Annotated in this window: 22 protein-coding genes; 21 read left to right on the top strand and 1 reads right to left on the bottom strand. The window is 59.8% G+C overall.

Annotated elements, in window-relative coordinates; translation table 11 throughout:
- Positions 1–2,472: a DUF2339 domain-containing protein gene (locus HMPREF3053_RS03005; protein WP_070767261.1), complete on the bottom strand. Its 2,472-nt coding sequence runs from the start codon at positions 2,470–2,472 to the stop codon at positions 1–3.
- Between the two features lie 412 nt (positions 2,473–2,884).
- Here HMPREF3053_RS03005 and infC point away from each other — a divergent pair, with 412 nt between their 5' ends.
- The 21 genes from infC (at position 2,885) to tyrS (ending at position 24,546) form a co-directional block, all read left to right on the top strand.
- The gene (infC, locus tag HMPREF3053_RS03000) at positions 2,885–3,436 is read left to right on the top strand and encodes a translation initiation factor IF-3 (protein WP_172954614.1); all 552 of its coding nucleotides are present in this window, start codon (positions 2,885–2,887) and stop codon (positions 3,434–3,436) included.
- Between the two features lie 76 nt (positions 3,437–3,512).
- A complete protein-coding gene (gene rpmI / locus HMPREF3053_RS02995) occupies positions 3,513–3,707 on the top strand; it encodes a 50S ribosomal protein L35 (protein WP_005511726.1) in 195 nt (64 codons plus the stop codon).
- A 78-nt stretch (positions 3,708–3,785) separates the two neighbouring features.
- Positions 3,786–4,169 carry a 50S ribosomal protein L20 gene (gene rplT, locus HMPREF3053_RS02990; protein WP_016422904.1) on the top strand — a complete coding sequence of 128 codons (384 nt, stop codon included), beginning with the start codon at positions 3,786–3,788 and terminating at the stop codon, positions 4,167–4,169.
- A gap of 184 nt (positions 4,170–4,353) precedes the next feature.
- Positions 4,354–5,184 (top strand): TrmH family RNA methyltransferase, encoded by an 831-nt coding sequence (locus HMPREF3053_RS02985; RefSeq protein WP_049170369.1) that lies wholly within the window; start codon positions 4,354–4,356, stop codon positions 5,182–5,184.
- A 98-nt stretch (positions 5,185–5,282) separates the two neighbouring features.
- Positions 5,283–6,332 carry a phenylalanine--tRNA ligase subunit alpha gene (gene pheS, locus HMPREF3053_RS02980; RefSeq protein ID WP_070429629.1) on the top strand — a complete coding sequence of 350 codons (1,050 nt, stop codon included), beginning with the start codon at positions 5,283–5,285 and terminating at the stop codon, positions 6,330–6,332.
- A gap of 32 nt (positions 6,333–6,364) precedes the next feature.
- On the top strand, positions 6,365–8,857 hold the full coding sequence (gene pheT, locus HMPREF3053_RS02975) for a phenylalanine--tRNA ligase subunit beta (RefSeq protein WP_049193945.1): 2,493 nt from the start codon (positions 6,365–6,367) through the stop codon (positions 8,855–8,857).
- A 27-nt stretch (positions 8,858–8,884) separates the two neighbouring features.
- Positions 8,885–9,724 (top strand): trypsin-like serine protease, encoded by an 840-nt coding sequence (locus tag HMPREF3053_RS02970; protein WP_070767260.1) that lies wholly within the window; start codon positions 8,885–8,887, stop codon positions 9,722–9,724.
- Positions 9,725–9,873: 149 nt separating this feature from the next.
- Positions 9,874–10,914, top strand: coding sequence for an N-acetyl-gamma-glutamyl-phosphate reductase (gene argC / locus HMPREF3053_RS02965; RefSeq protein ID WP_210400039.1), 1,041 nt, complete (start codon positions 9,874–9,876; stop codon positions 10,912–10,914).
- Complete coding sequence (argJ, locus tag HMPREF3053_RS02960; protein WP_070767258.1) at positions 10,911–12,119, top strand: bifunctional glutamate N-acetyltransferase/amino-acid acetyltransferase ArgJ; 1,209 nt, start codon at positions 10,911–10,913, stop codon at positions 12,117–12,119. The genes argC and argJ overlap by 4 nt, the downstream gene beginning before the upstream one ends.
- A 21-nt stretch (positions 12,120–12,140) precedes the next feature.
- Complete coding sequence (gene argB, locus HMPREF3053_RS02955) at positions 12,141–13,034, top strand: acetylglutamate kinase (RefSeq protein WP_016422897.1); 894 nt, start codon at positions 12,141–12,143, stop codon at positions 13,032–13,034.
- 58 nt (positions 13,035–13,092) lie between these two features.
- Entirely contained in the window at positions 13,093–14,298 is a 1,206-nt protein-coding gene (locus HMPREF3053_RS10985) for an acetylornithine transaminase (RefSeq protein WP_070605568.1), read from the top strand.
- A gap of 6 nt (positions 14,299–14,304) precedes the next feature.
- On the top strand, positions 14,305–15,246 hold the full coding sequence (gene argF / locus HMPREF3053_RS10980; protein ID WP_016422895.1) for an ornithine carbamoyltransferase: 942 nt from the start codon (positions 14,305–14,307) through the stop codon (positions 15,244–15,246).
- A gap of 4 nt (positions 15,247–15,250) precedes the next feature.
- The gene (locus HMPREF3053_RS02940; RefSeq protein ID WP_005511719.1) at positions 15,251–15,733 is read left to right on the top strand and encodes an arginine repressor; all 483 of its coding nucleotides are present in this window, start codon (positions 15,251–15,253) and stop codon (positions 15,731–15,733) included.
- A 49-nt stretch (positions 15,734–15,782) separates the two neighbouring features.
- Positions 15,783–16,982 (top strand): argininosuccinate synthase, encoded by a 1,200-nt coding sequence (locus HMPREF3053_RS02935; RefSeq protein WP_016422894.1) that lies wholly within the window; start codon positions 15,783–15,785, stop codon positions 16,980–16,982.
- 45 nt (positions 16,983–17,027) lie between these two features.
- A complete protein-coding gene (gene argH, locus HMPREF3053_RS02930; protein WP_049170381.1) occupies positions 17,028–18,467 on the top strand; it encodes an argininosuccinate lyase in 1,440 nt (479 codons plus the stop codon).
- A 524-nt stretch (positions 18,468–18,991) separates the two neighbouring features.
- Positions 18,992–20,143, top strand: coding sequence for a hypothetical protein (locus HMPREF3053_RS02925; RefSeq protein ID WP_070549329.1), 1,152 nt, complete (start codon positions 18,992–18,994; stop codon positions 20,141–20,143).
- A 6-nt stretch (positions 20,144–20,149) separates the two neighbouring features.
- Complete coding sequence (locus HMPREF3053_RS02920; protein ID WP_070767257.1) at positions 20,150–21,781, top strand: VWA domain-containing protein; 1,632 nt, start codon at positions 20,150–20,152, stop codon at positions 21,779–21,781.
- Positions 21,768–22,415 carry a hypothetical protein gene (locus HMPREF3053_RS02915; protein WP_049193936.1) on the top strand — a complete coding sequence of 216 codons (648 nt, stop codon included), beginning with the start codon at positions 21,768–21,770 and terminating at the stop codon, positions 22,413–22,415. The genes HMPREF3053_RS02920 and HMPREF3053_RS02915 overlap by 14 nt, the downstream gene beginning before the upstream one ends.
- Positions 22,405–22,578 carry a Trm112 family protein gene (locus tag HMPREF3053_RS02910; RefSeq protein ID WP_070767256.1) on the top strand — a complete coding sequence of 58 codons (174 nt, stop codon included), beginning with the start codon at positions 22,405–22,407 and terminating at the stop codon, positions 22,576–22,578. Before HMPREF3053_RS02915 ends, HMPREF3053_RS02910 begins: the two co-directional genes overlap by 11 nt.
- On the top strand, positions 22,579–23,229 hold the full coding sequence (locus HMPREF3053_RS02905) for a DNA-3-methyladenine glycosylase (protein ID WP_070767255.1): 651 nt from the start codon (positions 22,579–22,581) through the stop codon (positions 23,227–23,229). It abuts the gene before it with no gap.
- A 48-nt stretch (positions 23,230–23,277) separates the two neighbouring features.
- Positions 23,278–24,546: a tyrosine--tRNA ligase gene (tyrS, locus tag HMPREF3053_RS02900; protein ID WP_070767254.1), complete on the top strand. Its 1,269-nt coding sequence runs from the start codon at positions 23,278–23,280 to the stop codon at positions 24,544–24,546.
- The last annotated feature ends 328 nt before the right edge of the window (positions 24,547–24,874 follow it).

The following is a 24,874-nucleotide window of genomic DNA, read 5'->3' as shown; positions in this document are numbered from 1 at the left end:
TTAGGTAGTCGGCTCGTTTCCGTCGGAAATTCCAGGACCGTCGGTGCGGGTGATGCCTTCCATTCTGTCAGCAGCGGGGTCGGCATCTGCTGCGCCGCTCGCACCGGCAGCGTCGGCAGCAGCGCCGGCAGCGTCAGTATCGCTGGCGGTGCCGTCACGCTCCGGTGCCGCCGGCTCCTCGGCACTCTTCTGCTTCGCCCCGGAGACCGCCATGGCCAGCAGAATCAGACCACAGCCGAGGAACGCCAAGGCGCGGATAACGCCATCGAGCGTTGCCATGTCGTAGAAGATCAGCTTGACGATAGACAGCGCCGCAATCGTCAAACCCGCTGCCAGTCGCGCCGGAATGTGGTGGAACCTCTTCGATAGCACCAGCATGCCGGCAATCGTGGCCCAGAAAATACTCAGCAACATGTGTGCGGCGTTGAAGCTCACGCCAATAGTCGTGAGCAGCACGATAAATGGCATACCCAGTGCAGCCAGGCCAATCAGTGCAAAAGCTGGCGGTAGCTGCGACCTCGCTGCCGTCACGGCCAGGCCGACATCGGCGCACAGCAGGAACAACAGCGAAAGCGTTTCTGCCCACGTTGCCGAGTAATCAGCTGCGGCACCGGCATTCAACGCTGCGGGCAGGATGTAGAGGTGTACTACCGTTGCGCCGAGCAGCCAGGTCAGTGCCGCAATCTTTGTATATGGTGCCACGGCATCCTGGGTTGGTTCAGGAGCCTGTAGTCGTGCGCCAATCGCGCCGTGCTTCGGTGCTGTGGCCAGCGCCCAGACAAAGAGCGCGGCACCGATGGAGATTGGGATGAGACCCCAAGTGTGGGTTCCAGTATCGGCTCCTGAGCTCCTTTCCGGGCCTGCCACCGCGAGCGCTAGCCAGGGCAGAATTGCCGTGGCCAAGGCCATTGGGGCGAGATAGCGGAAGATGGCACGGTTCCAAAGGAATACTGCAGCAATTGCGATGAACAGCACGAATCCGCCGTAGAACAGCAGCCAGAGGCTGGAGGCGGACTGTGTGGCGTTGACCATTGGGACTGCAGCTACAACCGGAGTCGAGAAGGCAACTACTGACGTGATGGTGACCAGATCGTCTTCCCAGGTGCTGGTTTCCGAAGGCTCGTCGTCAAGCTCGGGAGTGAGTTGGCGAGCCATCGCCAGCGGGCCGAACTGGGCAAACACGAAAAGGGCAATGGTGAGTGCGGCGATTGCGGGCATCACCAGTGCATTGTTGGTCGTGATTACGCCGATGAGAACGTTTGCGCCGAGCAGGAATGCGACTACGTACTTCCGGAAGGGGACGTTCAGGAGGCAGACGATAGCGGCGATGACCATCAGTTGAAGGGTGATTTGCGCGAGCGAGGAGCTCAGCGGGCGGGCGTGGAAGTCGAGGCCGATCGTCGCCCACAGCATTAATCCGGTGTTGATTGTGATTGTCCACGCCGCGGTTGCACTCGACTTCGTCCACCGCGCGCCGTATAGACCGACTGCAGCGAAAGGCAACATGATGACCAGCGTCGCCGCCACCGGAATCCAGTCGAGGAGGTAGGACATCGACATCGTTGTCAGGTGCGCAGCGGCTAGTGATGTCGCAATCAACGCCGTCACGCCAGCAGGCGGTGCTTGACGACGGTGCGCTCGCACAGCTGCGACCGCGAGCACGGCGGCCAACAAGTAAGCCAGGACCACACGACCGGCCGGTCCGATCAGGCCGGATTGGATTGCGACCGCGACGAAAAATGCGATACCGGCAGCGGTGATGAGACCACCGAAGATGGCGATGATTCTGATGATTGCCTTCTCGTTGCGCCACCAGGGCTCGCGAGGTTCACGCGGTGCCTCTGGCAGCTTCGGTGGCGGGGTGGAGTCTGTGGGAGAAGACTGTGGCGAGGGAGAAGACTGCGGCGACTTCGAATCCCGCCGCCATTGGTGGGCAGAGGGGAAGCCAAACATCGGCTGCGCAGCTGCGTCGCTCTGTGGCAGGGGAGCTGGTTGATTCCGCCAGTCCGCTTGTGTTGGCGGTGGTGGCACCTGTATCTGCTGAGACTGCTGGGGATACTGCGGTGTGGCGAGCGTCTGCTCAGCCTGCGGTTCCCAACGGGGAGGAGGTGCCTGCTCTAGTGGCGGACTGGGCGCTGGCGGCGGTTGCGGATTGTGTTGATGTGCCCCTTGAGGTGCAGCATGGGGCGGCGCTTGAGGTACCGGCGCAGATTCCGCTCCCGTAGTGTGAGGCGCGTGCGGTCCAGTCGGCGCTTGCCCGCTTGCCTGAGAAAGGCGCACCTGCCAAGTACGGGTGAGCTGAGCCAGCCGAAGCGAGCTGGCCTCCAAATCTGCCAGAGCATGGGAAAGCTCTGAGACGGAGTCGCCGGTCAGGACAAAATCGCCGGTCGGTGGCTTGTCGTATCGGGCGGAATGCTGATTAGGATTGGTGTTCTCGGCTTTAGGGCCAAAGCCGTTGGAGCCAGTATTCATGGTGACGACTTTAATCGTGTTTGGCCTAAAAACTATGGAGAGAATCTACCAATCTGATTACAATTCGGATTGCAATTTTTTTGACGCTTGGTATCGCGTCGGGTGCCGATGGTGAATAACCCGGAGTGAGAGCCGGTTTTGGTATGCGAGAACAGCTGTGTTAACATCTCGTCTACGACCGCCAGAATGCGATGCTTGCTGCCTTCGGGGAGCATTTAGTTGCATTCGGCAGCGAAGAGGATTTAAGTCCCACCCTAGGTGCGCCAAAGAATTACGGTAGCGCCGGGGTCCACCCTAATCGGTGATGTCACATCGCACGATTGGAAGGCGTCCTTATACAGTGTGTAGTAATCCGCTGTAGACGCGTGGCTTTTCTTCCTTTCCCGCTTGCTATCGCGGTTTGAAACGAAGATTGTTCAGGTTCAACCTAGGAGGCCACATCAGCGCTGAAGCTCGTATTAACGAGGATATTCGAGTACCGGAAGTCCGCCTTGTAGGACCGAATGGTGAGCAGGTGGGCGTTGTCCGCACCGGTGACGCACTCAAGCTCGCTTACGAAGCAGACCTTGACCTGGTTGAGGTTGCTCCGCGAGCAAAGCCGCCGGTCGCCAAGATTATGGACTACGGCAAGTTCAAGTACGAACAAGCCCAGAAGGCACGCGAGGCTCGAAAGAACCAGCAGCAGACTGTGGTCAAGGAGCAGAAGTTCCGTCCGAAGATTGATGACCACGACTACGAAACCAAGAAGAACAACGTTGTTCGTTTCTTGGAGAAGGGTTCGAAGGTCAAGGTCACGATTATGTTCCGTGGCCGTGAACAGTCTCGTCCAGAACTGGGATTCCGCCTGTTGGAGCGTCTGGCCGCCGATGTCGAAGAGTACGGCATTGTCGAGTCTCGCCCGAAGCAGGACGGTCGCAACATGACTATGGTCCTGGGGCCGGTTCGGAATAAGGGTAAGAAGTAACCGACCTGACCAGAAATGGTTGTAAACGAGATTTTTGCGCCACGAGCGTCAAAGATCGGTAGGGGAGAGTTTTAACATGAAGCAGAAGACCCACAAGGGCACCGCAAAGCGCATCAAGGTTACCGGTTCCGGCAAGCTGCGCCGCGAGCAGGCTAACCGCCGCCACCTCCTGGAGGGCAAGCCGTCCACTCGTACCCGTCGCCTGAAGGGCACCACGGACGTTGCTAAGTCGGACGTCAAGCGCGTCAAGCGTCTGCTGGGCAAGGCTTAATTTTTCAAGCCTCGTCCCAGGGGCAATCGCCCTCTTAATTTCACTAGTTCTTAAAGACAACGAAAAGGAAGTATCACCGTGGCACGTGTGAAGCGGTCTGTTAACGCTAAGAAGAAGCGTCGCGAAGTTCTCGATTCCGCAAAGGGCTACCGTGGTCAGCGCTCCCGCCTGTACCGCAAGGCCAAGGAGCAGATGCTCCACTCCAAGACCTACGAGTTCCGCGATCGCCGCCACCGTAAGGGTCAGTTCCGTCGTCTGTGGATTCAGCGCATCAACGCTGCTGCCCGCGCTAACGACATCACCTACAACCGCTTCGTCCAGGGCCTGAACCTGGCTGGCGTTGAGGTTGACCGTAAGAACCTGGCTGAGATGGCTGTCAACGACCCGCAGGCATTCGCTGCTCTGGTCAAGGTCGCTAAGGACGCTCTGCCGGAGGACGTCAACGCTCCTGCTGCTAAGTAAAGCAGCTACGAGGTAACTCGTACGTAGCGTCGGCAAGCGCCTGCTTACTGGCAGTGCGCCTGCCAACATCTTTGAAAAACCACCGTCGATTGGGTTAACGAATAACCTCGGCGGTGGTTTTTCGTATCCGCACTGGCTTGCTGGCGGTTATGAATCCCGAGCCGCATCACTAGGATTAATCACTATGAACTCTGCGCTGTACTTCAACGACGAGCCGTTTACTCCTCGCACTCCGCGAGTCTCGGCGGCTATTCAGCTCCACCGTGCGGCCAAGCGGAAGAAGGCCGGTCGCTTCCTCATCGAAGGCTTCAATTCCGTCGATGCAGCTATCCGCGCAGAGGCTGTCGTGGAAATCTTCGTCACCGCTGCCGCCGCCGAGCAGTTCCGAGAGCTGCTCACGGGGTATCTCGAATCTGGGACGCAGCGTAAGTCTGTTTCGCTTATCGACGACTCCGCCGCCCGCTCTTTGAGCGAAACTGTCACCACCACCGGACTCTTCGCCGTCTGCGACACCAATGCGGTGTCCACTTCGTTGGAAGAGGCCATTGAGGTTGGAAAGCAGTCCGGCTGTTTGGTGATTCCGGTGGAGTGCAATGACCCGGGTAATGTCGGCACGATTGTGCGTATGACTGATGCTCTCGGAGCTGGCGCGGTTATCCTTGCTGGCGATTCGGTTGACCCTTTGAACTCGAAGGCCGTGCGTTCCTCTGCGGGGTCTGTTTTCCATACACCGGTCGCACGCGAGCGCGATATCGATGTCGTTGTGGAGAGAGTCAGGGAAGCGGGCTTTGCCACCCTCGCCACGGCGATGGATGGCGCTCTCACACTCGGCGTTGATGCGCTTCCCGACGGTCCCGTCGCCTGGCTTTTTGGCAACGAAGCACATGGCCTGTCGGAGGAGATTACGGCCTCGGCGGGGGCGAGTGTGGCCATCCCGATTAAGGGCGAGGCGGAGTCGTTGAACCTCGCCACCGCAGCGGCCATGTGCCTGTGGGAGACGGTTCGGGGTAAGTAGGAAACCTCGATGGTGAGGCGCGTGCACGTGTGCAGTTATCCTCGACTATGATTGTTCCATCACAAGAACTGATAGTCCTATATAGAAGTGGTTGACACGTGAGCGATTCGCCAAATCCTATCGATCTTTCCGAGGACGCCCTCCAGGCGGCTGCGCAGAAGGCCACGGATGCCTTTGATGCTGCCGGCAACCTGGATGAGCTTTCTGCCGCCCGCCGTGAGCACTTGGGGGATGAAGGCTACATTCCGCAGGCTCGCCGCGCGCTGGGCTCCATTCCGAAGGCTGAGCGCAAGGATGCTGGTCGTCGCGTAAATGTTGTTCGCGGAGCCGTCGAAAAGCACTATGCTGAGCGACTTGCGGTGCTGGAGGAAGAGGAAAACGCGCGTCGTCTGGTCGCGGAGCGTATCGACGTGTCGGTGGACACCACGCGAGGCCAGCGTGGCGGTATGCACCCAATTACCATCCTGTCCGAGCAGATTGGTGACATCTTTGTGGGCATGGGCTGGGAAGTCGCCGAGGGCCCAGAGGTCGAAGCCGAGTACTTCAACTTTGACGCGCTGAATTTCCTGCCGGATCACCCGGCTCGTACTCTGCAGGATACTTTCCACATTGCGCCGGAAGGATCCAAGCAGGTGCTGCGTACGCACACCTCGCCGGTCCAGGTTCGCACTCTGCAGTCACGTGACCTGCCGATTTACGTTATCTGCCCGGGCCGTACCTTCCGCACCGATGAGCTCGACGCCACCCACACCCCGGTCTTCCACCAGGTGGAGGGACTCGCTGTGGACAAGGGGCTGACCATGGGGCACCTGCGCGGCACGCTGGATCACATGGCAAAGGCGCTGTTCGGTCCGGAGACCAAGACCCGCATGCGCACCAACTACTTCCCGTTCACTGAACCGTCCGCTGAGGTTGACGTCTGGTTCCCGAATAAGAAGGGCGGCGCAGGCTGGATCGAGTGGGGTGGCTGCGGCATGGTCAACCCGAACGTGCTGCGGGCCTCTGGCATTGACCCGGAGGTGTACTCGGGCTTCGCGTTCGGCATGGGCCTGGAGCGCACCCTGCAGTTCCGCAATGGCCTGACTGACATGCGCGACATGGTCGAAGGCGACGTCCGCTTCACGCAGCCGTTCGGTATCCGCGGCTAATTCACTGACCTACAGATAGGAGTTTTACTTACATGTTCATTCCACAGTCGTGGGTCACTGAAATCGTTCGCGGCCCAGAGAACACCATCAACCCGGACTGGTCCGTTACCCCGGACGAGTTGGATGAGGGCTTTGTCCGCGTTGGTTTTGAAACCGAGGGGCACGAGCCGCTGGAGAAGGTCGAGGGGCCGCTGGTTTTCGGTCGCGTCGACCACATTGAGGAGCTCGAGGGCTTTAAGAAGCCAATTCGCTTCTGTCAGGTCAATGTCGGTGATGCCAATGGCACCGGCGAGCTGCAGGAGATCATCTGTGGTGCCCGCAACTTCGAAGAGGGCTCCATTGTTATCGTCGCGCTGCCGGGCTGCGTGCTGCCGGGTGGGTTCGAGATTTCCGCACGGAAGACTTACGGCAAGGTTTCCAACGGCATGCTCTGCTCCGAAGCTGAGCTGGGTATGACCGATTCCTCCGCCGGTATTCTGACGCTGCCGTCGGCCCCAGCTGAGCTGGGTTCGTGCGCCAAGGAGTTCATCGGTCTCGATGACGAGAAGTTCGAGGTCAACATCACCCCGGACCGCGGTTACGCGCTGTCGGCCCGCGGTCTGGGCCGCGAGATCTGCTCCGCCTTCAACCTCGACTTCGCCGATCCAGCCAAGGTCAACGAGCTGCCGGTCGAAGGTGAGGTCCTGAACGTCACTATCGACGAGGACACCGACACCCGCCGCTTTGGTCTGCGCCGAGTCACCGGCATCGACCCGAACGCCGAGACCCCGTGGTGGATGCGTCGCCGCCTGCTGCTGGCTGGTCAGCGTCCGGTCAACGTGGCCACGGACGTCACCAACTATGTGATGCTACTGCTCGGTCAGCCGATGCACGCTTTCGACGGTTCCAAGATCGCTGGTGGCCTGCACATCCGCAACGCTAAGGCCGGCGAGACTCTGACCACTCTCGACCACGTGGACCGCAAGCTCGACCCGGCGGACGTTGTCATCTGCGACGACAACGGTATTCAGTCGCTGGCCGGCATCATGGGTGGTCTCACCTCCGAGATCGCCGACGACACCACCGATGTTGTCTTCGAGGCCGCCAACTGGTCGCCGCTGCACGTCTTCCGCAGTGGTCGCCGCCACAAGCTGAGCTCTGAGGCTTCACGACGTTTCGAGCGCGGCGTGGACACCGCTCTGGTCGAGCCGGCTTTGGATCTGGCCTGCCAGCTGCTCGCTGACATCGCCGGCGGCACTATCGACACTGGTCGCACCCTGCTCGGTGAGGTTGCCGCCATGCCGACTATTGACTTTGCCGTCAACCGCGCCAGCGAAGTTGCGGGCGTTGATTACCCGCGTGAGACCGTCATTGGACGCCTGCGCGAGGTCGGTTGCGAGGTCGTCGACAACGGTGACCGCCTGGCTGTCACTCCGCCGACCTGGCGCTCGGACCTGACCATGTCCGCTGACCTGGTTGAGGAAATCCTGCGTCTGGAAGGTCTGGAAGACATTCCGGTTATCCTCCCAATCGCCCCGGCCGGTCGCGGTCTGACTGAGCGTCAGCTGCGTCGCCGCTTCGTCGGTCACGCGCTGGCTCACAATGGCTACCTGGAGATTCTGCCGACACCGTTCATTGCCAACGATGTCTTCGACGTCTGGGGCCTGGACGCTGATGACCCGCGTCGTAACACCGTCAAGGTCATCAACCCGTTGGAGTCCGACCACGCTCAGCTGGGCACGACTCTGCTGCCGTCCATGCTTGAATCGCTGAAGCGCAATGTTGCTCGCGGCCAGGTCGACCTGTCGCTCTACGGTGTGGAGCAGGTTTCCATCGAGCGCGGTAACGGTGTCTCGCCGATGCCGTCTACCGCGGGTCTGCCGAGCGAGGCCGAGCGCGCCGAGCTGCTGGAGTCGCTGCCGGAGCAGCCGCTGCACGTCGCCACTGTCGCCTGCGGTCGTATCCGCCTGGATAGCCCGTGGGGTGACGAGGCCGCGTACACCGTCGCGGACGCCATCGAAGCCGCGCGCATTGTTGCCCGCGCTGCCAATGTCGAGCTGGAGATCCGCAATGCTGAGGTGCTGCCGTGGCACCCGGGCCGCTGCGCTGAGCTGCTTGTCGACGGTCACGTCGTCGGCCACGCCGGTGAGCTGCACCCGAAGGTATGCAAGGATGCTGGTCTGCCGGAGCGCACCTGCGCGATGGAGATTAATCTCGATGCGTTGCCAGTTACTGAGCATCTGCCGGCGCCGGTACTCAGCCCGTTCCCGGCTGTCCACCAGGACGTCGCGCTTGTTGTCAGCGATGAGGTCTCCGCCGCAGAGGTGGAGAAGACTCTGGTGGAGGGTGCTGGTGAGCTCCTCGAATCCATTCGTATCTTCGATGTTTACCGTTCCGAGCAGATGGGCGAAGGCGTTCGCTCACTGGCGTACTCCCTGCGTTTCCGCGCGCCGGACCGTACGCTGAAGGAAGAGGAAGCTTCCGCAGCTCGCGAGGCGGCCATTGAGCTGGCCACTACCCGTCACGGCGCTCAGCTGCGCGGCTAAAAGGGGAGACCCCGGGGAGAGATACCCATGATTGGCAACTTGCGGCACCGCGACAACAGGCTGGATAGCGCAGAGGCGCGAGAGCAGCGCGTTGGGGCGTGCGCGGTGAGCAGCGCGAAGCCTGCGACGACTGTGGCGGCAGCTGCTGTCACGGCAGGTCTGTTGCTCACCGGCGTGCCGAGTGCGGCTGCGCTGGTTGGCGGGGAGGCTGCTGCGCCGAGTGTGGCGGCGGACTCCGTGGTGTCAATCATGGTCCAGACCAGTCCCCATACCGGAAACTTTTGCACGGGAACTGCAATCGCCCCGCAGTGGGTAATGACCGCAGCCCACTGCGTGCGTGATGTCCCGCAGCAGGTTGGGGAAGTCGAGGTCGGATTCGGCTCGGATGCCCGGCGTGTACCGATTGATCGCTGGGAGATTGCACCCACCGGTGACGTAGCGCTTGTTCACCTTGCGGGCGACGCAGCTCTTCCGGGGTATCCCGCAATGGAACGTCGTCAAGCGTTTTCGGAGCAAGAAACGGCAGGCACGGTCTATGGGCGATCGCTGCTCGGCGATGTTGCGGATGGCACGCTGCCGTCGGCGACCGTCACCGCTTCGATGTGTCCAGTGAAGTATCAACAATGCGTGCGGGAAGACTCGGTGTTGGCGCGCATGGAGCGCCCCGCGGCGTTGCAGGTGGGCGATTCGGGCGGACCGCTTTTTATCGACGGCCAGCTAGCGGCGGTGTTCTCGGGCGCGGTGGCTTTTGATGGCAGCGTCGCACCGGAGGAGTCGGGTTACTATCTTTACACCACGACGTCATCGGTGGCGCAGTGGGCAGATGGCGTGATGAGCCAGGAGCCAAGCGTCGCGTTCGTTGAGTAATCTGCCGTGCTCGACGAACGCGATGTATGTACCGACGACGGCGTTATATTCATAAGTCACTCACGTCACATCGATAGAATCCCAGCACTTTGGCAACGAATTCTATGAATATCTTGCAACACAGTGAATAAAAGTGTTGAATGTTTGGCATGAGTATTTCCGTTGCCATTGCCGGTGCGACCGGTTACGCAGGAGGAGAGATCCTCCGCCTCCTGTTGTCGCACCCGGCGTATCTTTCCGGCGAACTGACCATCGGCGCACTAACGGGAGCATCCAACGCGGGTGCTCGTGTGGGCGATATTATGCCTCATGTGGCACCTTTGGCTGACCGTCGTATTGAGCCGACTAATGGTGACACACTCGCTGGGCATGACGTGGTGTTCCTCGGTCTGCCCCACGGTCATTCGGCTGCGATTGCAGAGCAGTTGGGGGATGACACGGTGATTATTGACTGCGGCGCGGATTTCCGCCTGCAGGAAGCCGCTGAGTGGGAGCACTACTACGGCTCGGAGCACGCCGGTACCTGGACTTACGGTATTCCGGAGCTGCCGGGCAACAGGGAAATAGTCGCTGCTTCCAAGCGTATTGCTGTGCCGGGTTGTTTCCCCACTGGCGGGACTATTACGGCACTGCCGGCAGTTGCAAAGGGGCTGGTCAAGCCGGATCTGTCCGTTGTTTCCGTCACCGGTGCCTCCGGTGCGGGCAAGAAGGCAGCTGTGCCCCTGCTCGGGTCCGAGGTTATGGGCAATCTCCGCGCCTACAACACTGCGGGCAAGCACCGCCACACCGCAGAATTTCTGCAAAACCTCAAGCCGTACGCAGAGGATCTCACCGTCAGCTTCACGCCGGTGCTCGCCCCGACATCGCGCGGCATTCTCACCACCATCACCGCCCCGCTTGTCGACGGGGTGACGGAGGCAGCCGCACGGGAGGCCTACCTCGAGTTCTACAAGGACGAGCCATTTGTGCAGGTGTTGGCCGAAGGGCTGCAGCCGCAGACGCAGTCGGTAATTGGCTCTAACTTGGTTCAGATTCAGGTTGAGGTAGATGAACGCGCCAAGCGTCTGGTGTTGACCTCGGCGATTGACAATCTGACAAAGGGCACCGGTGGTGCCGCAGTTCAGTGCATGAATTTGGTTACTGGACAGAATGAAACTGCAGGACTTCCACTGGTAGGAGTTGCCCCATGATGAAGGAAGAAAAAGAAGGTCTCGTCAACGTCGCTGGTGACGAAGGCGGCGTATGTGCACCTCAGGGGTTCGCGGCCAGTGGTGTCATTGCAGGCATCAAGGTCAGCGGAAACCCGGACATGGCGCTCATCGTAAACCAGGGGTCGGAGAAGACCGCGGCGGCTGTCTTTACTACCAACCGTGTCCAGGCTGCGCCGGTGACGGTATCCAAGAAGCACATCGCTGACGGCAAGCTGTCGGCTGTGGTGTTGAACTCGGGCAATGCCAACGCCTGCAATGGTCAGCCGGGTATTGTCGACGCCCTCGAAGTCTGTCAAAAGGTCGCAGATGAGCTCGGCGTCGATGTTACCGAGATTGGCACCTGTTCCACCGGCTTGATTGGTGACCGGCTGCCGATGGACATCGTGCTGGCAGGTGTGCCGAAGCTGTGTGAGAATCTGGGCAGCGATGCCGCCGCAGGTACGGCTGCAGCAGAAGCCATCTTGACCACTGACTTGGTGGCAAAGCAGGCCGTTGCGCATGGTGACGGATTCACTGTCGGCGCTATGGGCAAGGGTGTTGGCATGATTAGCCCGTCGATGGCCACGATGCTCGGTGTGATTACGACGGATGCGTCGGTAAGCGCAGAAATGGCGCACGAGGCTATTGCCAAGGCTAGTGAGGTTACGTTTAACCGCCTAGATATTGATGGCTCCACATCCACCAATGACACCGTCATCATCTTGGCTAACGGCGCCTCTGGTGTGAAGCCCTCGCAGGAGGAGCTCGACCAGGCAGTGCTCAGTGTGTGTGATTCCATCGCACGCCAGATGCAGTCGGACGCCGAAGGTGTGACCAAGCGTGTGTCCGTGACCGTGCGTGGCACCGGTGGCGCGGAAGATGCCCTGGTAGCTGCTCGAATTATCGGCCGCGACAACCTCTTCAAGTGTGCGATGTTCGGTTCGGACCCGAACTGGGGTCGTGTGCTGGCGGCTGTCGGCACCGCGCCGGTGGATATGGATCCGGAGCACATCACGGTTTCCTTCAATGGTCACGTAGTCTGTCGCGATACCGGTGGTACGCCTGATGCTCGTGAAGTGGATCTGTCCGGCAAGGACATTGCCGTTGAGGTTGACCTCGGTACGGGTAATCCGGAAGAGGCCACGATTCGTACGACTGACCTTTCCCACGACTACGTTCACATCAACTCGGCTTATTCGTCGTAAAGGTTTTGAGGAGACTCTGCAATGGTTCACCAGTTGACCGAAGGGCTGTCCTTCGAGCAGCGGGCACATGTGCTGGCGGAAGCACTGCCGTGGCTGCAGCACCACCGCGACAAGATTGTGGTGGTCAAGTACGGCGGTAACGCGATGACCGACCTGAAACTGAAGAAGGCCTTCGCGCAGGACATGGTTTTTCTGCGCACCGTGGGGGTGAAGCCGGTGGTTGTCCACGGTGGCGGCCCTCAGATTTCGTCGATGCTCAAGCGCCTGGGGCTGGAGGGAGAGTTCCGAGGCGGTTTCCGTGTCACGACTCCGGAGGTCATGGAAATTGTCCGCATGGTGCTCTTCGGGCAGGTCGGCCGCGAACTGGTGAACCTCATCAACGCCTACGGCCCCTATGCAGTGGGTACCTCTGGTGAGGACGGTGGCCTGTTCACTGGTACTCGACGAACGGTAAACGTCGGCGGCAAGGAAACAGATATCGGGCTGGTCGGCAATATCACCGAGGTGCACTCGGAAACGCTATTGGACCTGATTGATGCCGGACGTATTCCGGTGGTCTCTACGATTGCGCCGTCCGCTGATGGCAAAGAGGTCTACAACATCAACGCCGACACGGCAGCAGGTGCACTGGCATCGGCAATTAACGCGAACCGTTTGGTGATTCTGACTAATGTCGAGGGTCTCTACACGGATTGGCCGAACCGCGATTCGCTGGTGTCAAGGATTTCCACTTCGCATCTGCGAGAAATCCTCCCGACGCTGGATTCCGGAATGATTCCGAAGATGGAGTCCTGCCTGAACGCAGTGGATCAGGGAGTGCCTGCGGCCCACGTTATCGACGGCCGCCAGCCGCACTCGGTGCTGCTGGAGCTGATGACTTCCGGTGGTATCGGCACAATGGTAGAGCCCGGATAAGGCAGAAAAGACGGACAAGAATTTACCGACATACATGTTAGGCAGGTCGAAAGACGACATGAGCGACTTCAAGCAGCAGTGGCAACACACGATGATGAACAATTACGGCACGCCGCGCATTGAGCTTGTGCAGGGTAAGGGCGCTATTGTCACGGATTCCGAGGGCAAGGAATACCTGGACCTGCTCGCCGGTATTGCAGTCAACGCGTTGGGGCACGCACATCCGGCAATCGTGGAAGCTGTGTCCAAGCAGATTTCCACGATGGGGCACGTGTCCAACATTTTCGCCTCTGAGCCACCGTTGGCACTGGGCGAGAAGCTCATTGAGCTCACTGGCTGGGACACTGATGACACCCGGATTATGTTCTGCAATTCCGGCACCGAGGCCAATGAGGCGGCGTTCAAGCTGGCACGTTTGACGGGACGCAACCGCATTATCGCGACCCACCACGGGTTCCATGGCCGCACCATGGGCGCACTTGCCATGACCGGTCAGCCGGACAAGCGCACCCCGTTCGAACCGATGCCGGGTGGAGTCGAGTTCGTGCCGTACGGTGACATTGACTTCCTCACCAAGACCATCGAATCCGATCCGTTGGGTGTCGCTGCGGTGATTCTGGAACCAATTCAGGGTGAGACCGGTGTGGTCGCACCGCCAGAGGGATACCTCGCTGCCGTCCGCGAACTGACCAAGCGCTTCGACGTTCTCATGATTGTCGACGAAGTACAGACCGGCATCGGCCGTACCGGCCAGTGGTTTGCCCACCAGCACGATGGCATCGTGCCGGATGTCATGACGTTGGCCAAGGGCCTCGGCGGCGGCCTGCCGCTCGGTGCTGTCATCGCCAACGGCCGCGCAGCGGAACTGTTTACTCCTGGTGCGCACGGCACCACCTTTGGTGGCAATCCGGTCTGTGCCGCTGCCGGCCTGGCCGTCATCGAGACGCTGGAAGAAGAAAAGCTGCTCAATCGAGTCACCGAGAAGGGCAAGGTCCTGGCTCGCAAGCTCGCGTCGTTAAGCCATGTCGATCACGTGCGTGGTCGCGGCTTCATGCTTGGACTGGTGCTGCGCGAGAACCTGGCGAAGGAAGCTGTTAACGCCGGTTATGAACGTGGTGTCATTCTGAACGCTCCGCAGGCGAATGTGCTGCGTATTGTGCCGCCGTTGAACCTCAGCGATGAGGAAGTCAACCGCGCCGTCGAGTTGATTGATGCCTGCCTGAACGACGCCGTTGAGGCTGTCGCCAACAAAGGAAGGAATTAGAAACTGATGCTCCGTCATTTTCTCGCCGATGATGACCTGACTCCACAGGAGCAGGCTGAGGTGCTGCAGTTGGCTGCAGAGCTGAAGGCAGCGCCGTACTCCCGACGTCCGTTTGAAGGGCCACAGTCGGTTGCCGTGCTGTTCGACAAGACGTCAACTCGTACCCGTTTCTCCTTCGACGCTGGTATCGCAGCTCTGGGTGGCAACGCGATTGTGGTCGAAACCGGAAACTCGCAGATGGGCAAGGGCGAAACCTACCAGGACACCGCTGCTGTGCTCAGCCGCTTTGTCTCGGCAATTGTCTGGCGCACCTACGCGCAGTCAGGGCTGGAGGCCATGTCTGAGACCGCGACGGTGCCGATTGTCAACGCGCTTTCCGACGAGTTCCACCCGTGCCAGATTCTCGCTGACCTGCAGACCATCATCGAGCACAAGTGCCCGGAGGAAGGCCAGACGGGACTGCGTGGCAAGAAGGCTGTGTACTTTGGCGATGGTGCCAATAACATGGCCAACTCCTACCTCGTGGGCTTCGCCACCGCAGGTCTGGACGTCACCATCTGTGCACCGGAGGACTTCCAGCCGGAGCAGGTCTACGTCGACCGCGCCAAGAAGGTCGCGGAGCAGACCGGTGCGGCCGTGTCCGTGACCGCGGACGTCGATGAGGCCATTGCCGGTGCCGACGTTGTCATCACTGACACCTGGGTCAGCATGGGGCAGGAGAACGACGGCCTGGATCGTCGTACTCCGTTTCTGCCGTACCAGGTCAACGCTGAGCTGATGGCGAAGGCAAATGAGGATGCCATCTTCCTGCACTGCTTGCCGGCATACCGCGGCAACGAAGTTACTGCCGAGGTCATCGATGGCCCGCAGTCGGTAGTCTTCGACGAGGCGGAAAACCGCATGCACGCTCAGAAGGCGTTGCTGACCTGGCTGGTGGAGAGGCAGTAAGGTCATGACCGCAGCACAACCAGGATCTCGCACAGCTCGGCAGACGCGCATCGCTGACCTGCTGGCGCAGCATCACGTGTCCAGTCAGGTTCAGCTCGTCGAGCTGCTTGCCGACGAAGGCATTGAGATTGCGCAGGCGACGTTGTCCAGAGACCTCGATGAGCTGGGAGCCCGAAAGATTCGCGATGGAGCCAACGGTTCGCGGTATTCCATCGTCGAAGATGCACTCGCTGTCTCCAGCGGGGCAGTGGCCAGGATGCGGCGCGTTTTAGACGAGCTGCTGGTCTCCATTGATCATTCGGGCACCATCGCGGTTGTGCGTACACCACCGGGAGCCGCACAGTATCTAGCCAGTGTGATTGACCGTGCGGGACTCAAAGAAATCGTTGGCACAATTGCGGGAGATGACACCGTAATGTGCCTGGCTAGAGAACCACTTTCCGGCGCTGACCTAGCCCAGCGTCTAGCCGCCGGAACGAACCAGTAAACTATTCCACGAAATGCTTTAAAGCACCGATTAAAGGAGCGCTTACCCTATGACCAACCGGGTTATTCTTGCTTACTCTGGTGGCCTCGACACCACCGTTGCTATTCCGTACCTCAAGGAAATGACCGACGGCGAGGTCGTCGCAGTTTCCATCGATGTCGGACAGGGCGGCGAGGACATGGAGTCCGTGCGTCAGCGCGCTCTGGACGCCGGCGCTGTCGAAGCTGTCGTTGTCGACGCTAAGGACGAGTTCGCCGAGGAGTACTGCCTGCCGACCATCAAGGCCAATGGTCTCTACATGAAGCAGTACCCGCTGGTTTCTGCACTGTCTCGCCCGCTGATTGTTAAGCACATGGCGAAGGCCGCAGAGGAGTTTGGTGGCACTCACGTCGCACACGGCTGCACCGGTAAGGGCAATGACCAGGTCCGTTTCGAGGTTGGTTTCGCTAACACCGCCCCGGATCTGAAGATTATTGCACCGGCTCGTGACTTCGCTTGGACCCGCGACAAGGCTATTGCCTTCGCTGAGGAGAAGGGTCTGCCAATTGAGCAGTCCAAGTCCTCTCCGTTCTCCATTGACCAGAACCTCTTCGGTCGCGCCATTGAGACCGGCTACCTGGAGGACCTGTGGAACGCACCGACCAAGGATGTCTACGCGTACACCGAGGATCCGACCCTGAACTTCAGCTCCCCGGACGAGGTCATCATCTCCTTCGAGGACGGTAAGCCGACTGCCATCGACGGCAAGAAGGTTTCCGTGCTTGAGGCCATCGAAGAGATGAACCGCCGCGCTGGTGCTCAGGGCATCGGTCGTCTGGACATGGTTGAAGACCGCCTGGTCGGCATTAAGTCCCGCGAGATCTACGAGGCTCCGGGCGCAATTGCCATCATGACCGCACACGCAGCGCTCGAGGACGTCACCGTTGAGCGTGAGCTGGCTCGTTACAAGCGCCAGGTCGAGGGCGAGTGGGCCAACCTGGTCTACGACGGCCTGTGGTTCTCGCCGCTGAAGCGCGCGCTGGATGCCTTCATCGAGGAGTCCCAGAAGGGCGTTTCCGGTGACATCCGCATGGTCATGCACGCAGGTCACTGCAACGTCAACGGTCGTCGTTCGAACACCTCGCTGTACGACTTCAACCTGGCTACCTACGACGAGGGCGACACCTTCGACCAGACCCTGGCTCGCGGTTTTGTCGAGCTGCACGGCCTGTCCTCGAAGATGGCCGCAAAGCGCGACTTCAAACTGTAAAGATTCTCCAGAGCGACTAGAGCGAAAGGCCTATTGGAAAAGACAATGGTCGAAAAGCACGGTACCAACGAAGGCTCCCTGTGGGGCGGCCGCTTTGCCGGTGGCCCGTCCGAGGCGATGGCCGCATTGAGCAAGTCCACCCATTTTGACTGGGTGCTCGCGCCTTACGACGTTCTTGCGTCCAAGGCCCACGCCCGAGTGCTGCATGCCCGTGGGCTGCTCAGCGATGCCGACTTTGACACCATGATCGAAGGCCTTGATCAGCTCGGTCGCGACGTTGCCTCCGGCGAATTTGGTCCAGAGCCGACAGATGAGGACGTCCACGGTGCTATGGAGCGCGGTCTGATTGATCGCGTCGGCCCGGAGGTCGGCGGTCGCCTGCGCGCTGGTCGTTCCCGTAATGACCAGGTGGCAACTCTGTTCCGCATGTGGCTGCGCGATGCCGTGCGCGGCGTTGCACTGGATGTCACTGACCTGGTTGCCGCCCTGGTGGCTCAGTCCAAGGCACATCCGGATGCCATCATGCCGGGCAAGACCCACTCCCAGGCAGCGCAGCCGGTATTGCTGGCCCACCAGTTGCTGGCTCACGCGCATCCGCTGCTGCGCGATCTGGACCGCATCCGCGATCTCGACCGTCGACTGGCTGTGTCCCCGTACGGTTCCGGTGCGCTCGCGGGATCTTCGCTGCACCTGGATCCGGAGGCCATCGCGGAGGAGCTCGGCTTCGACTCTGCCACGGACAACTCCATTGACGGCACTTCTTCGCGTGACTTCGCCTCTGAGGCGGCTTTTGTCTTCGCCCAGATTGCTGTGGACATGTCTCGCCTGGCAGAGGAAATTATCTACTGGGCCACCCCGGAGTACGGCTACGTCACTCTGGCTGATGCCTGGTCGACTGGATCCTCCATCATGCCGCAGAAGAAGAACCCGGACGTGGCAGAGCTGACCCGCGGTAAGACCGGTCGCCTGATCGGTAACCTCGCTGGTCTTATGGCCACGCTGAAAGCGCAGCCGCTGGCCTACAACCGTGACCTCCAGGAGGACAAGGAGCCTTTGGTGGACTCGGTTGAGCAGCTAACCTTGCTGCTGCCGGCCCTGACCGGCCTGGTGGCAACGCTGACCTTCCACGAAGACCGTCTGCGCGAGCTCGCTCCGGCGGGCTACACCCTGGCCACGGACTTGGCTGAGTGGCTGGTCCGCGAGGGCGTACCGTTCCGCGACGCTCACGAGGCATCCGGCCAGTGTGTCCGCATCGCAGAGTCCAAGGGCGGTATCGGTCTGGACGAGCTTTCCGACGAGGACCTCGCCGGTATCCACCCGGCACTGACTCCGAAGGTCCGTGAAGTGCTGACTATTGACGGTGCTGTCGCTTCCCGCGATACTCGCGGCGGCACCGCGGGTGTCCGTGTTGCAGAGCAGCTCGCTCGCGTTGACGAGAAGAATACCGAGCTGAAGCAGTGGGCTGAAAAGCCGGTTCGCGGCTAAAACTGGCAAAGCTGGCAACCTGCTAGCTCAGCTAACGCGGCTAATTAATCGGTGTGCGGTCAATCGACCGCACGCCGATTTTTTACAGCCCGGGGAGAAAGTAGAAAAACCAGCAACCCGACAACTGATGACCCGACAACTGGCAACCTCGGTAACTGGCAACCCGAAAAATTACGGGCTCCACGTGCGAATACGGGCTGCAAATGTGAAACTGTGTAAGTTTATGACACTTTCAGGCCATTTTTCAGGCCATTTTTGTCATAAACGTAGTCAGTAACTCGGATTGACCCGCCGCCGCCAGTCATAAACGTAGTCAGTAACTCGGATCGACCCGCCGCCGTCAGTAACCCAGTAATGCCAGGGTGCCCCTGAAGTGACGCAGATTACTGATTATTTCTATATCTGTTGCCAGGTTTGTCCGGGTCTCTTACCATAATTTCATGGTGGAAAGTACGCGGTCGAGCGGTGGAAATCGCAGCTCACGAGATAAAAATAAAAATCAGAGTGGTAGCAAGAAAGGGTGCATGGGCCCGGGGGCAATTCTTGCAGTCATTTTGATTGTCATCGCGGCTGTTGCAGTCTATGTCGGTCGTGGCGGTAGTATTCCAGGTTTTTCTGGTGGCAGCTCCGGAGGAAACCGTGATTTCTTCGGTGGTGAAAAGACCGTCGTCAAGGCGATTGTTGGCTCTGAGAAGAAGCCCTTCTTCGAAGACAAAGAGGTCCAGAAAGCTCTTGCCTCTCACGGCTATGTGGTGGAAGTAAAGACGGCGGGTTCGCGTCGGATGGCCACGGATGTGGATCTGGATTCCTTCGACTTGGCGTTTCCGTCGTCAGCACCGGCAGCGGAGAAAATTGCCGAGAAAATGAGCGGCGCTGAGCGGTACGACGTCTTCTACACACCGATGGCGATCGCTACTTTCGACAACATCTTGCAGGCATTGGCGCGGGAAAATGTTGCTCGCCAACAGGGCACTACGTGGCAGGTAGATATGGCAGCGCTGGCCACGATGCAGCACGACAATGTCCGCTGGCGTGACTTCGCGGAGAACGATTATCCGTCGCCGCGCACGGTGCAGATGTCCACGACGGACATTCGTTCGTCGAACTCGGCCGCAATGTACTTGTCGCTCATGTCTTGGATTACCAATGAAGGCCGGATTGTGTCTGACAGTGGGCAGGTCAATGCGGTCTTGCCGGAGCTCACCCCTCTGTTCACCGGCCAGGGGTACACGGAATCCTCGTCGGCTGGTCCATTTTCGGACTACCTCTCGCAGGGTGTCGGTTCGAAGCCTATGGTGATGGTTTACGAGTCGCAGTTCCTGGGGGAGAACAGCGCCCCGAACAGCCGATTGAAGCCGGAAATGCGCCTGGCGTATCCATCGCCGACGATTCTGAGTACTCACGTGGCGCTGGGCTTTAACGACAATGGAGCTGCGGCCGCACGGCTCCTCGCCGAAGACCCTGAGCTTCAGAAGCTGGCGGCCAAGCACGGTTACCGATCCAGCCATCCTGAGGCGATGGAGGAATTCCAGACGCAGTTGAAGACGGGTCAGGAGGTCTCCACCGATTTTGTGGACTCCATTGATCCGCCGAGTTTCGACATCCTCGAGCAGCTTATTGAGGGTGTTTCCCGTGGATACCAGAGCCCTCCGAGGCCGGAAACGGAAGAGGGGTAAAGCCGAATGAACATGGATAAGGCACTAACTGCCCTCCGCAAAATGCTTCTTGCCCTCGTCGGCGTGCTCGGCATCTTCGCTGTCGTGGCCTGTTCCGACGGTGGCCTGAATCTGCCGCTAGGCTCCGACGAGGAGAAGACCAACAAAGTCGACGTCGATTCTGACCTCAAGGGCTCGACCATGCGTATCGCCGGGGCCACGGAGCTTGCAGAGCTCCAGCCACTGGTGCAAAAGGCCTCCGACGACCTCGGTTTTACGATTAACCTCGAGCTTGTCGACGGCACCGTGAAGAACAGCCACGCCCTTGTCGCAGACGAATTCGACAACCAATTTGATGCCACTTGGTTTGCTACCAACCGGTACGTTGATCTGCTCGGTGGGGCTGACAAGCTGGGCGAAGCCAAGAAAGTCGCCACCTCGCCGGTAGCCTTTGGTATCCATTCGGCGAAGGCTCGGGAGCTCGGTTGGGATACCAAGCAGCCGACGTGGGCTGAGATCGCGGAGGCTGCGTCGTCAGGCAAATTGACCTACGGCATGACCAACCCCGCGGAATCGAACTCGGGCTTTTCCGGTGTGGTGTCGGTTGCGACCGCGTTCGCCGACACCGGATCGGCGCTGACTACGGGGGATATCAACCGCACCACGCCTGAACTGCAGAAGTTCTTCGAGGGGCAGAAGATGACCTCGGGTTCGTCGGGGTGGCTGCGTGACAAGTTCCTGGATGAGTCGGACTCCGTCGATGCGCTCATCAACTATGAAGCTGTGTTGCAGCAGATGAATAAAGAGGGCGCTGACCTGGAAGTTGTTGTTCCGAGCGACGGTGTCATCAGTGCGGATTACCCGCTGACGCCACTAGCACAGCCCGCTAATGATCTCGCCGCGCGGCAGACGGAGGCACTCGGACAGTGGCTGGAAGCAAACTCGCAGGTTCTCGCCGACCACTTCCTGCGCCCGGTCTCCGATGACGCCAACCTGCCGGAAAGCATGACCAACAGCGTGATCATCGAGCTGCCTTTCCCGGGTGATCGCGCAGTCACGGATCGTCTCATTGAGGCGTACGACAACGACTTGCGCGTGCCCGGAGAGTCGGTCTTTGTTCTCGACACTTCCGGTTCAATGTTCGGGGAGCGCATCGCCGATCTACAGGCGACGATGCGCGCAATCGTCGACGGCAGTGCACGCACCGAAACGGGAAGCGTGGGATTGCGAAACCGTGAGATCGCGACGATCCTGCCGTTCAGTACGAGCGTCGGCGAGCCCACGACCACGACAATTGACGGCCCGGAATCGCGCGCGCAGCTCACCGCCGCCGTCGATGGTCTGTACGCAGAGGGCGAGACGGCGCTTTACGACGCACTGATTCAAGCCTTCGACCTTCTCGGCAGCTCGGATAAGAACTCCATCCCGTCTATCGTGGTGTTGACCGATGGTCAGGTGACGTCGGGCAAGAGCTTTGCGGAATTCCGTGATTTCTACCAGTCCAAGGGCGGGAATCTGCCGCCGGTATTCGTCATCCGCTATGGAGAGGCGGATCCGGGAGAAATGCAGGAACTTGCGAACCTGACCGGTGGTAAGGTCTTTGAATCCCGTGAGACCGAGCTTGCTGATGTGTTCAAGGAGATTCGTGGCTACCAGTAAATCCTCCGGCACTTCCTCTGGCGGTGGCTTTCTCAACAGTCCCGCCAACATTGTCGGGCTCATCCTTGCCATCGCCGTCGTGCTGCTGCACCTGACCGTGGGGCTTGGTTTCCTGTGGCCGGTTGTTGCGATTGCCGCCTGGGGCGCGTCGGTTGCTTTGTTGCCGAGGCAGAGCAAAGGGGCTCAGAAGTCCGTTAGCTCGGCGCCGAAGCCTGAGATCCCACAGCGTCGCCCGCTCAATCCATCTGAGCTGCGTAGGAATCTTCACCGGACATTGGGCAGGCTTTTCGATGCCCAGCCTGGCGAAGCTCTTGGCAACGCCGCAAATGACCTGGGTGCGACGCTGGAATCCGTCCTGAGCGAGTGGAAGTATCTCAAAGATTATCCCGAGCAGAAGGTAGTCATCGGCGGCATTATCCAGGAGTACTTGCCGCAGACAGTCAACTCCTACCTCGCGGTCCCGGAGCGTCTGCGTCACAAAGCCGAGAATCCGGCTCGGGAGTCCATCGACCTGCTGCATTCCGCGGTGCAGAAGATCCAGGATGCTATCGGCCAGGACAACCTGATTGCTTTGGAAGGTCAGCGTGACACCCTGGCAATTCAGTTCGGTAAGGTAGTGGACTATGAGCCTTGATCCGAAACTCCTTGAAATCCTCGCATGCCCGCGTGACAAGGGGCCGCTTGAATACCTCGAAGACGAGCAGGTGCTGGTCAATACTCGCCTGAAGATTGCCTACCGCATCGACGAAGGCATTCCGGTCATGCTTTCCGACGAAGCTATCGCCTGGGACAAGTAATTGCCTTTCCCGCTTGCCGACGGTTACCGCGCCCTCGACCGCACTGTGCTGTCGGGAGCTCCCATTGAGGCTGCGAAGACACTGCTCGGCTGCGTAATTGTCATCCCCGCTGAGGATGTTATCGCCACCATCACCGAGGTCGAGGCCTATGGTGGCCCAGTTGACCAGCGCTATCCCGACCCGGCCGCGCACTGCTTCATGGGGCCAACCGCACGCAATCGCGCCATGTTTGGCCCGGCGGGACATTGGTATATCTACCGCTCCTATGGCATTCACTTTTGTGCCAACATCACCAGCGCTACGGACGGCACGGGTGGGGGAGTATTAGTCCGCTCCGTACGCATTGAGCAGGGCCTGGATGCGGTGCGCCGTCGCCGCGGTGAAAAGCCAGCAGTTGCGGGTCTCGGACGTGGTCCAGGAAATGTTGGTCAGGCGCTTGGCCTTGACTTAAATGACTATGGGGCAGATGCGCTGGATCCGTCGTCACGCGTGTTTGTGGCGCAGCCAGCGAACGCCGATTCGGTTAGAGACATCCACGCAGGCCCGCGCGTGGGCGTTCGGCGAGCGGCGAATCGGCCGTGGCGGCTGTGGCTTCCGGACGATTCCGTCTCAGCCTATCGGCGCCACAAGAAGGCGGTTGAGGAGTTCTAGGTCACCCTCGCGGTGAACGTCGGCAAGTGAAACGTTACGATAGGGGACGTGACTGAACAGAACATTATCGACGAACTACAGTGGCGTGGCCTGATTAATCAGTCCACCGATGTTGACGCGCTGCGCGAGGCGTGCGAAAACCCCATTACTCTGTATTGCGGTTTTGACCCAACTGGCGATTCGCTGCACGCGGGCCACCTGGTTCCGATGATTATGCTGCGTCGTTTCCAGCTGGCCGGTCACCACCCAATTGCGCTGGCCGGTGGCGCCACGGGCTTCATCGGCGATCCGCGTGATGTCGGTGAGCGTTCGATGCTCAGCCAAGACGCCATTGAGCACAACCTGGAGGCCATCAAGGGCCAGCTGCGTCGTTTTATTGACTTTGAGGGCGATGCCCCGGCGACAATGGTCAATAATGCGGACTGGACTATGAACATGTCCGTCATTGACTTCCTTCGCGATGTCGGCAAGAACTTCTCCCTCAACACCATGCTCGACCGCGACACTGTGAAGCGTCGCCTCGAGTCTGACGGCATCTCCTACACCGAGTTTTCCTACATGCTGCTGCAGTCCAACGACTACGTGCAGCTGCGCCGCAACTACGATTGCGTGCTGCAGATTGGCGGCGGTGATCAGTGGGGCAACATCGTCTCTGGTGTCGATTTGAACAGGCGTATCGACGGCGCCAAGGTGCACGGCCTGACCGTGCCGCTGGTGACCGATGCGCAGGGTCAGAAGTTCGGTAAGTCCACCGGTGGCGGCAAGCTGTGGCTGGACGCTGAAAAGACCTCGCCGTACTCCTGGTACCAGTACTTCCTCAACGCGGGTGACTCGGTGGTTATTGACTACCTGCGTTGGTTCACCTTCCTGTCTCAGGAGGAAATCGCGGAGTACGAGGTTGCTGTTGCGGAGCGTCCGTTCAAGCGTGAGGCGCAGCGTCGTCTGGCGCAGGAGATGACCAACCTGGTCCACGGCGAAGAGGCCACCAAGGCTGTTGAGCTGGCAGCGCAGGCCCTGTTTGGCCGCGCTGAGCTGACCGAGCTGGACGAGGCCACCCTGGCGGGCGCCGTCTCCGAGACTGAGGTTGCGGAGATCGCTGAGGGCGAGCCGCGAACTGTTGTCGACCTTCTCGTCGCTGCGGGTCTTGCCAAGTCGAAGGGCGAGGCACGCCGCACCATTAAGGAAGGCGGCGCGTACGCCAATAACCAGCGCATCGAGGACGAAGCGTGGGAGCCTTCTGCTGAGGACCTGCTGCATGGCAAGTGGATTGTACTGCGCCGCGGCAAGAAGAACTTTGCTGGTGTGAAGTTCGTGTAAGTGCTGGTTGGTCTTTGTGTAGGCGCGCTGCTGATCTCTCGATTAATTGGTGTTTATGCAGCTTGATTCTTTTTAGGTAGCTGGGCTAAGGCTCCGGGCAGGCTAGGGGATTGATGATTTCAGAATCATTGACTCTTGGTCAGTCCGGAGCTTTGGTTGTTTTAAAGGGAGCATAGAAGCCGAAACAAAGGTGGTAGCGATGAGCGAAAGCTCCCGGCTTTCGTCACGGTGTGGGGACTGTCGGTCCTAATGAATCGTTCTACTCCACAGGCAAAACGCTAGTTCATATCCATCTACCTGGGGTTTTGTGTCTTTGGTGGGGTGTGTG

This window comes from Corynebacterium sp. HMSC064E07 (genome assembly GCF_001815745.1).
In the GTDB taxonomy this organism is placed as follows: Bacteria; Actinomycetota; Actinomycetes; order Mycobacteriales; family Mycobacteriaceae; genus Corynebacterium; species Corynebacterium jeikeium_D.
Note: the sequence above shows the minus strand (reverse complement) of the source record. Positions and strands in the feature narration are given on the sequence as shown.